Below are 8,452 nucleotides of genomic sequence, written 5' to 3'. Positions count from 1 at the left end.
AGGCCGCCTTGACCGGATCGAGGCAGAGTTGGGTGCCGGGCACCCGGGCACCATGGGGTACCAGTGTACCGGGGACGATGGGGCCAAGGTGCTTGGTGCACTCGGGAAAGCGCAGGGCCAGCAGGCCACAGCCAAGGGTGTCCATCAGACAGTAGCGGGCGGTGTCGAGAGCCGCCTCGCTGGTAATGGGGTGGTTGCAGACATAATCGGCAATATCGACCAGTACCTGATCGGGCTCGGGTCTGTGGTTGACGTCGACGTTGGCGGACATCGTGATTTCCTTATCGTTGTTGTAGAGAGACAAAGTGACGGGGGGCCGGGCCGACATAATCGGCGCTCGGGCGGATGATCCGGTTGTGCTCGCGCTGCTCCATCACGTGGGCGCACCAGCCGGTGACCCGCGAGCAGACGAAGATAGGCGTGAACAGCTTGGTCGGGATCCCCATGTAGTGATAGGCGCTGGCATGGAAGAAGTCGGCGTTGGGAAAGAGCTCTTTCTCTTCCCACATCACCTTCTCCGCCTCGCAGGAGACGCGATAGAGGCGATCATCCCCCACCGCCTCGGCGAGCTTGGCCGACCACTCCTTGATGATGACGTTGCGCGGATCAGAAGTGCGGTAGATGGCGTGGCCAAAGCCCATGATCTTCTCCTTGGCCGCCAACTTGGCCAGCAGTTCGCGCCTTGCCTGCGTTCCATCCTGCCAGTGTTCGATCATCGCCATGGCTGCCTCGTTGGCGCCGCCGTGGAGCGGGCCGCGCAGGGTGCCTATGGCGGCGGTGATACAGGAGAACATGTCGGAAAGGGTCGAGGCGCAGACCCGCGCCGCAAAGGTGGAGGCGTTGAACTCATGCTCTGCGTAGAGGATGAGAGAGACATGCATCACCCGCCGCTCCAGCTCGCTCGGCGCCTTCTGGTGCAGCAGTGCGAGGAAATGGCCACCGATACACTCCTCGTCGCTGTCGAGGGCGATGCGAACGCCCTCGTGACTGAACTTGTACCAGTAGATCAGAATGCCCGGAAAGGCAGCCAGCAGCCGATCCGCCACTTCGTGTTCATGTTCAAAGCCATCTTCCGGCTCTAGATCGCCGAGCATGGAGCAGCCGGTGCGCAGGACATCCATGGGGTGGGCATCGGCGGGAATGCGTTCCAGCACCTCCAGCAGCGGCTGGGGCAAGGTGCGCAGGCGACGTAGCTCGCGCTTGTAGGCGTCAAGCTGCTGCTCATCGGGCAACTCTCCCTTGAGCAGCAGATAGGCGACCTCCTCGAACTGGGCGCTATCGGCCAACTCCTTGATGTCGTAACCGCGATAGGTAAGCCCGGTGCCACTCTTGCCCACGGTGCAGATACTGGTCTCCCCTGCGCTTTGGCCGCGCAGACCTGCCCCGCCCAAAGGTTTCTGTTGTCCCATAAGCTGCCTCCTATTCCTTGGCTGAAAACAGACGATCCAGTGTCTGCTCGTAGTGGTGATATCCGAGAAAGTCGTAGAGCGACTCCCGGGTCTGCATGGTCTCCACGACGGCGCGTTGATGGCCATCCTGGCGAATATGGTGATAGACGTTGAGGGCAGCCTGATTGGCAGCACGGCTGGCACTCAATGGATAGAGCACCATGTCGACCCCGTGGGCGGCCAGTTGCTCTTTGTCAAACAGCGCGGTTTTGCCGAACTCGGTCATGTTGGCGAGGATCGGCACTTTGGCCGCCAGCTTGAACTGGTCGTACTGGGCCAGCTCGGTCACCGCCTCGGCGAAGATCATGTCGGCCCCGGCGGCCACATAGGCAGCGGTGCGTTCAAGAGCCGACTCCATCCCCTCCACCGCCAGTGCATCGGTGCGGGCCATAATGACGAACTCGCTATTCTCGCGGGCATCCACTGCGGCCTTGATGCGATCGCACATCTCCCCCAGCGTGACCACCGCCTTGTTGGGACGGTGGCCGCAGCGCTTTTGGGCCACCTGATCTTCCATATGGATGGCGGCAACCCCGGCTCGCTCGAATGCGCGAATGGTGCGGGCGATATTGAATGCCCCGCCCCAGCCGGTATCGATATCGACCAGTAGCGGCACACGGGTTGCGGCGGTGATCCGCTCGGCATCGATCAGCACGTCGTTGAGGGAGGTCATACCGAGATCCGGAAAGCCATAGGAGGCATTGGCTACTCCGGCGCCGGAGAGATAGAGGGCTTGAAAACCGCTGCGCTCGGCCATCAGCGCCATATAGGCATTGATGGTGCCGACGATCTGTAGTGGCTTTTCGTTGGCAAGGGCGGTGCGAAAGCGCAGGCCTGCCGAGGGGGACAAACTGGACATCATGACTCCTTTCACCTGTCTAGTCTGGCTATCTAATATCACGTTTACGTTAACGTCAATTATACTTTCGTAACATTCCGGCTGCAGGCAAGACAGGAAACCGGTTTTAGGGTAAATTTCACCAATTCCTTCAACAGGTTGAATTGTATGATGGAGCCCGGTTCCGTAATTGTCTGTCCGGCGTGCGACTTGCTGATCCAGCGCAAAGCACTGCCGCTGCGTCGTCATGCCCACTGCCCGCGTTGTCATCAGCATCTCTATGGCCGTTATGCCTTTCGTCCCTCCCAGTTGATGGCCCTGACCATTACCGGTTTTCTGCTGCTGCCCTCCGCATTTTTTGAGCCACTGATCTATCTGCGGCTGGCTGGGGTCAACACCGACGCCGACCTGCTGCGCGGTATCCTGGTGCTGTTTGGCGAAGGTGAATGGTGGGTAGCCAGCCTGGTGCTCTGGTGCGCGGTGTTGGCGCCAGTGGGGTTATTGGCGGGGATCTTTGCGCTGGCTTCGGGTCTGGCAAAACGTTGGCACATTCTTCCCGTCACCTTGAAGCTGGTCGAGGTATTTCGCCACTGGGCCATGCTGGAGGTCTATATCGTCAGCTTGCTGGTTGCCCTGTTCAAACTGATCGACATCGCCGATGTGCGCCTCGGTGGCGGCTTGCTCAGTCTCGGTATTTTGATGCTGCTCAACATGACCCTGCTGATCCTGTTTGACCCCGCCCCCTACTGGGCGCGGATCCCGTTAAAGGAGCCGGAACATGACCAGCGCCCGTGAGATGGGGCTCTGCCGCTGCCATACCTGCGGTCTGCTGGTGCGTTATCAAGCCGGGGCAGTCTGCCCCCGTTGCAACAGCAAATTGCAGGTGCGCATCCCCCGATCCCTCGCCTGGTCGTGGGGCTTGCTGGCGCTCGCCACCTTCATGTTGTTGCCTGCCAATCTGTTGCCCATAACCCATTTCTACAACAAGGGGTTGCTGCAGTCAGATACCATCTTCAGCGGTATCATGATGCTCTATCGCAGCAAGATGAGCGGGATTGCCACCATAGTCCTCACCGCCAGCATACTGGTGCCGGTGGGAAAAATATTGGGGCTGGGCTGGATCTGCTGGCAGTTGCAGCGGGCCAAACCGGTGCGGCGCAAGCGCCAGCTGGTGATGTATCGGGTGATCGATTTTATCGGTCGCTGGTCGATGCTGGACTTGTTCGTGATTTCGCTGATGGTGGCGCTGGTCGATCGGGGTGTGCTGCTGAGTGTCCGCGCAGGCCCGGGGGCCACCGCCTTTGCCGGTGTGGTGGTGCTGACCATGATGTCGGCCCGCATGCTCGATACCCGTTTACTGTGGGACAAGGCGGCCCGTTGATGATTTCACTGTTTTTGTCTGATGTGCTGTTTAATCCAGCCAATAAGGAGTCACTATGATCGGGGCTGAACCCGTCATCGAAAAGCGGCGCTGGTTATCGCCGGTCTGGCTGTTACCCCTGATAGCCCTGCTGCTGGCGGGTGGCTTTCTCTATCAGCAGGTATTGAGCCGTGGCCAGCTTATCCAGATCAACTTCGCCCAGGGCAACGGCATCTTGCCGGGTAAAACCCAGGTTCGTTATCAGGGGGTGGCCATCGGCGTGGTGCAAGAGCTGGAGCTGGCTGAAGATGGCCGCAAGATTGCGGTGATGGCCAAGATTGACAGCCGTGCCAGACCGCTGATCCGCAAGGGATCCGACTTCTGGCTGGTGAGCCCCAAGGCGTCGCTCACCGAGATCTCCGGCCTCGATACCCTGGTCTCCGGCAACTACATCAACCTGCAACCGGGGCGTGAAAGCAATCCGCTGGAGGAGACCTTCGATGCACTGGAGGGCCCTCCTCCCGGCTATCAGGCTCAGGGTCGCATGCTGCACCTGACCGCCGATTCGCTGGGTTCGGTTGGGATTGGCGCCAAGCTCTATTTCCGCGGTATCGAGGTGGGCAGCGTCATCAATACCCGCCTGGGTCAGGACAACCAGAACGTCATTCTGGATCTGGTGATCGAGCCGCGTTTCGAACATCTGGTCAAAGCCGATACCCGCTTCTGGAATATCAGCGGTATCAAGGGTTCCTTCAGTCTGGCTGGGGTGAGCGTGGAGGCTGGCAGCCTCACCTCCATCCTGAGCGGCGGCATTGCCTTTGACTCGCCCAAAGATTCACCGGAACCGGAGAAGGGACAGACCTTCGTCCTCTATAAAGGGCTGGCGGAAGCGGCGCGAGGTGCGCGTATCGACATTGCGGCTGGCGATCTCCCGGTCAAGGAGGGGATGCCCATCCTCTATGAGGGGATCGAGATTGGTCGTATCGATCCCATTCGCCTTACCGATAAAGGCCGAGTGGTCACAGCGCTGATCAACCCGGAGCAGGCTTATCGCATTACCGACAAGAGTCAACTGGTGTGGGAGAGTGTCTCCCTCTCCGCGACCGGTGTGCAGCATGCAGATCGCCTGCTCTCCGGCCCGGCCATTCGCCTCGACTATGTGGCGGGCAAACCGGTAGAGAAGATGACACTTACCGATCGCGCCCCCCAGAGCGGCACCAAGGTGACGCTGCGGGCTGACGATCTGGCGGGGCTCAATCAGGATGCCCCTGTCTGGTACAAGGGATTGCAGGTGGGCCGCATCAGCCAGCTCACCCTGGATGCGCGCGGCAATGCCAGCGTCGAGCTGGTGATGGCACCGAGCTACGGCCATCTGCTCAACCGTGCCCGCTTCTATCGCGCCGCCCCGTTGCAGATCGATGCCGATCTGAGTGGCATCAAAGTAGAAACCAGTCCGGCCAGTGCCTGGCTGGGGGGCGGGATCAAGCTGGTACAAGCCAGCAGTGGCGAGCGGATTAACCGTCTCTACCCCAGTCAGGAGCTGGCTCTGCTCGGCACCCGTGATGCCAAGCCCCAGCGCTGGTTGCTCAAAGCAGACCAGGCCGATGGCATTGGCATTGGCTCACCTGTGCTCTATCTGGGGTTGGAAGCGGGCAAGGTCAAACAGCTGCGCGCCGCCAAAGAGGGGGTCGAGATCGAGCTAGAAATTGATGGGGTCTATGCTCCCCTCCTCGCCCAGCAACCCCAATTCTGGAAAAAACCGGCCATCGACACCAAGGTGCGGGTCGATGGGGTGCAGGTCAAGGTGGGCAACCTCGGTACCCTGCTGCGCGGTGCCATCGAGTTCGATCGGTTGGCCAACGGCCGCAGCAGTCATCAACTGTTCGATTCCAGGGAGCAAGCCAAGGCCAAGGTGCGCCAGCTGTCACTGGTGGCAGAGAGCAATCCGGGGCTCGGGATTGGCAGCCCGATCCGCTATCGCGGTGTCGATATCGGCAAAATTGAAGAGATCGAGCTGGAGCCGTCTCTGGGTCAGGTGATCTTCAAGGCTGAACTCGATGGCCACTATGCCGAGCGTTTCCTGCAGTCCGGCGCCCGCTTTACTCTGGTGCAGGCCAAGCTGGGATTAGGCGGGGTTGCGCACCTCGACACCCTGATCAAGGGGGCGTTTGTAGAAGCACAACCCGGTAAAGGCGCTGGCAAAGATCGCTTCCCCTTGAGTCAGGTCGGCCCGGTGGGTCTGGCCCTGACCCTCAAGAGCCCCTCCGTCAATGGCCTGAGCGTCGGCAGTCCGCTGCTGTTTCGCAAGATGGTGGTGGGCAGTGTCACCAAGGTGGCGCTGGCTCGGGATGGCAGCGAGGTGGTGATCGATGTCAACGTGGATCAGGAGTATGCCCATCTGGTGCGGGCCAACTCCCGTTTCTGGAATGTCTCCGGGGTCAAGGCGGATATCGGGCTGACCGGCGGCACTATCGAAGTGGAGACGGTGCAGAGCCTGCTGGCCGGCGGCATTGCTTTTAATACGCCGGAGAAAGAGATGGGTCCAACCATCAAAGCGGGCCATAGCTATGCGCTCTACAGCAAGGCCGAGAAAGAGTGGCTGGAGTGGAGTCCACGTATCCAGCCCTGATCTCTTCCCTTTGTATCTCATCCAAGCCCGGCACAGTGCCGGGCTTTTTTATATTCCGGTGCCTGTTGATAGGGTTCAGATTCAGAATATTCTTAGCCTTGTGGTAGGATATCGCCCCTCTTTTTCGGTCAACGAGACGGCACAGTGCACGACAACACCTTCCTTCCCGATTACTTTTTACGCCACATTGCGGCCATCATGCCGGCCCATCTCTCGATGGATGACTTTGTGGCCAGTTGTCGACGTCCGCTGCGCCGCAGCATTCGGGTCAATACCTTGAAGATAGCCGTCTCGGATTTCGTCGCCCTGATGGAGCCACTGGGTTGGCAGCTCGACCCTGTGCCCTGGTGTGATACCGGCTTCTGGCTGACACGCAGCGATGAAACTGTCCCACTTGGCAACACCGCCGAGCACTTGAGCGGGCTCTTCTACATTCAGGAAGCGAGCTCCATGCTGCCGGTGACGGCGCTCTTTGCCAACGACAAGATCAAAGCGGATGGCATGTTGCTGGATGCGGCGGCGGCCCCCGGCTCCAAGACCACCCAGATCGCGGCCCTGATGAACAATCAGGGAATGCTGGTTGCCAACGAGTTTTCCAGCAGCCGGTTGAAAGTGCTTAGCGCCAATATCCAGCGCTGCGGCGTGACCAATGTGGGGATGACCCATTTTGATGCCAAGGTATTTGGCCAGTGGTTGCCGGAGACCTTCGATGCCATCCTGCTCGACGCCCCCTGCTCCGGTGAAGGTACGGTACGCAAGGATGAAGATGCACTGCGCAACTGGAGTATCGAGAGCATCGACGAGATCGCGGCGGTGCAGCAGGGGCTGCTGGAGAGTGCCTTCCATGCCTTGAAACCGGGTGGCGTACTGGTCTACTCCACTTGCACCTTGAGTGAGCAGGAGAACCAAGCGGTCTGCCAATCCCTGCTGGACAAGTTTGGCGATGCCTTGAGTTTTGACTCGCTGGCTGACCTGTTCCCCCATGCAGAGCAAGCTTGTACATCCGAAGGATACCTGCACGTTTGGCCCCAAATCTTCGACAGTGAAGGCTTTTTCGTCGCCAGATTGCGCAAGCATCACTCTGTGCCCAACACCATGTTCAAGCCGGGTAAGCTGGGTAAATTCCCCTTTGCGCCGCTTCCTGCCAAAGAGGCTGAACCCATGTTGCGCGAGATTGAAGCCAACTTCGGGGTGGCACCGCAGGGTCAGCTGTTTGGCCGCAATGACGAGATCTGGCTCTTCCCCCAGCGGTTTGGTCAGGTGCAGGGCAAGTTGCGCTTCGATCGCATTGGCATCAAGTTGGCCGAGACCTTCAAGAAAGGTTATCGCCTCACTCATGAGTGGGCACTGGCCTATGGCGATAAAGCGAGCAAGGGCGTGGTTGAGCTTGATAGCGCCAATGCGCGGGGATTCATGATGGGGCGGGACGTCTGGCCAGAACAGGATGCGGGCACTGGCGAGGTGATCGTCCGCTATCAGGGACATACCCTGGGGATGGGGAAATGGGTGGGTAGTCGGGTCAAGAATGCCCTCCCCCGCGAGCTGGTGCGTGACAACAATCTGTTCAATGCGTAGTGGGCCGTTCGGTGCATAAGCACTTGAATGAGTCTGAAATACCCACACTCTGGTTGAACTTTTCTTCGGATCTTGAAAAGCCTTGAGCCTTGTCTAAGCTTAAGGCAATCCGAACACCAGTTAGCGCACGGCTCTGCAAGGAGCCAATTCCCCTATGCCAGGTACAAGGAATTCGTACCTGGCTTTTTTTATCTCTTCACGTATCGCTGTTACTTCACTCTTGTGTCTATTCAACGGTCTCTTCGACCTGTGTGGCGACTCGGTTTTCAAACGGAGGTTCTCTACCCAGCTCATGTTGGTAGAGCAGATCGATCGCCTGCTCGATGAGTGATGCCTGACTGTCTTCGAGATGAAGACCCAGTGCGGCCAATCGTTCGGCGTGGCGATTGCTGATCCAGCATTGCAGCCGGGTATGGGTCTCCTGCTTGCGTTTTACATGTTGGCGCTGCCGCTCGGCATTGTTTTGGGGCACCGCCTCTTGCTCTTCACGCACTGTCATTTCTTGGCTCATATGTCCTTGCGATATTACGTTTCCGAGTTTGTTATCTCTCATCACATGCCATTATCCATTGGAAGATGCCCTTCCCCTTTGGGCTACTGGC

Annotated in this window: 8 protein-coding genes; 4 read left to right on the top strand and 4 right to left on the bottom strand. The window is 59.1% G+C overall.

Annotated elements, in window-relative coordinates:
* The 3 genes from DBR30_RS21690 to prpB all read right to left on the bottom strand — a co-directional run.
* The coding region (locus tag DBR30_RS21690; RefSeq protein ID WP_375135839.1) for an MmgE/PrpD family protein at nt 1–271 on the bottom strand (271 nt) is incomplete at its 3' end.
* Nucleotides 272–281: 10 nt separating this feature from the next.
* Entirely contained in the window at nt 282–1,409 is a 1,128-nt protein-coding gene (gene prpC, locus DBR30_RS05730; protein WP_108542519.1) for a bifunctional 2-methylcitrate synthase/citrate synthase, read from the bottom strand.
* Nucleotides 1,410–1,419: 10 nt separating this feature from the next.
* A complete protein-coding gene (gene prpB, locus DBR30_RS05725) occupies nt 1,420–2,307 on the bottom strand; it encodes a methylisocitrate lyase (protein ID WP_108542518.1) in 888 nt (295 codons plus the stop codon).
* 147 nt (nt 2,308–2,454) lie between these two features.
* Here prpB and DBR30_RS05720 point away from each other — a divergent pair, with 147 nt between their 5' ends.
* The 4 genes from DBR30_RS05720 to rsmF all read left to right on the top strand — a co-directional run bounded on the left by DBR30_RS05720 (nt 2,455) and on the right by rsmF (nt 7,850).
* Nucleotides 2,455–3,081 carry a paraquat-inducible protein A gene (locus DBR30_RS05720; RefSeq protein ID WP_005333129.1) on the top strand — a complete coding sequence of 209 codons (627 nt, stop codon included), beginning with the start codon at nt 2,455–2,457 and terminating at the stop codon, nt 3,079–3,081.
* A complete protein-coding gene (locus DBR30_RS05715; RefSeq protein ID WP_100653768.1) occupies nt 3,065–3,667 on the top strand; it encodes a paraquat-inducible protein A in 603 nt (200 codons plus the stop codon). The genes DBR30_RS05720 and DBR30_RS05715 overlap by 17 nt, the downstream gene beginning before the upstream one ends.
* Nucleotides 3,668–3,722: 55 nt before the next feature.
* Entirely contained in the window at nt 3,723–6,275 is a 2,553-nt protein-coding gene (locus tag DBR30_RS05710) for an MlaD family protein (RefSeq protein WP_108542517.1), read from the top strand.
* A 144-nt stretch (nt 6,276–6,419) separates the two neighbouring features.
* Nucleotides 6,420–7,850, top strand: coding sequence for a 16S rRNA (cytosine(1407)-C(5))-methyltransferase RsmF (gene rsmF, locus DBR30_RS05705; protein WP_108542516.1), 1,431 nt, complete (start codon nt 6,420–6,422; stop codon nt 7,848–7,850).
* A gap of 226 nt (nt 7,851–8,076) precedes the next feature.
* Here the strand turns inward: rsmF and DBR30_RS05700 are convergent, their stop codons facing one another.
* Nucleotides 8,077–8,361 carry a RepB family protein gene (locus DBR30_RS05700; protein ID WP_100653771.1) on the bottom strand — a complete coding sequence of 95 codons (285 nt, stop codon included), beginning with the start codon at nt 8,359–8,361 and terminating at the stop codon, nt 8,077–8,079.
* Between the last annotated feature and the right edge of the window lie 91 nt (nt 8,362–8,452).

This window comes from Aeromonas sp. HMWF017, assembly GCF_003061465.1.
Classification (GTDB): domain Bacteria; phylum Pseudomonadota; class Gammaproteobacteria; order Enterobacterales; family Aeromonadaceae; genus Aeromonas; species Aeromonas veronii.
Note: the sequence above shows the minus strand (reverse complement) of the source record. Positions and strands in the feature narration are given on the sequence as shown.

Bases quoted from the DNA above. Each gene is read 5' to 3' on its own strand.
- prpC (WP_108542519.1), bottom strand. From the start codon at position 1,409: ATGGGACAACAGAAACCTTTGGGCGGGGCAGGTCTGCGCGGCCAAAGC.
- prpB (WP_108542518.1), bottom strand. From the start codon at position 2,307: ATGTCCAGTTTGTCCCCCTCGGCAGGCCTGCGCTTTCGCACCGCCCTT.
- DBR30_RS05720 (WP_005333129.1), top strand. From the start codon at position 2,455: ATGATGGAGCCCGGTTCCGTAATTGTCTGTCCGGCGTGCGACTTGCTG.
- DBR30_RS05715 (WP_100653768.1), top strand. From the start codon at position 3,065: ATGACCAGCGCCCGTGAGATGGGGCTCTGCCGCTGCCATACCTGCGGT.
- DBR30_RS05710 (WP_108542517.1), top strand. From the start codon at position 3,723: ATGATCGGGGCTGAACCCGTCATCGAAAAGCGGCGCTGGTTATCGCCG.
- DBR30_RS05700 (WP_100653771.1), bottom strand. From the start codon at position 8,361: ATGAGCCAAGAAATGACAGTGCGTGAAGAGCAAGAGGCGGTGCCCCAA.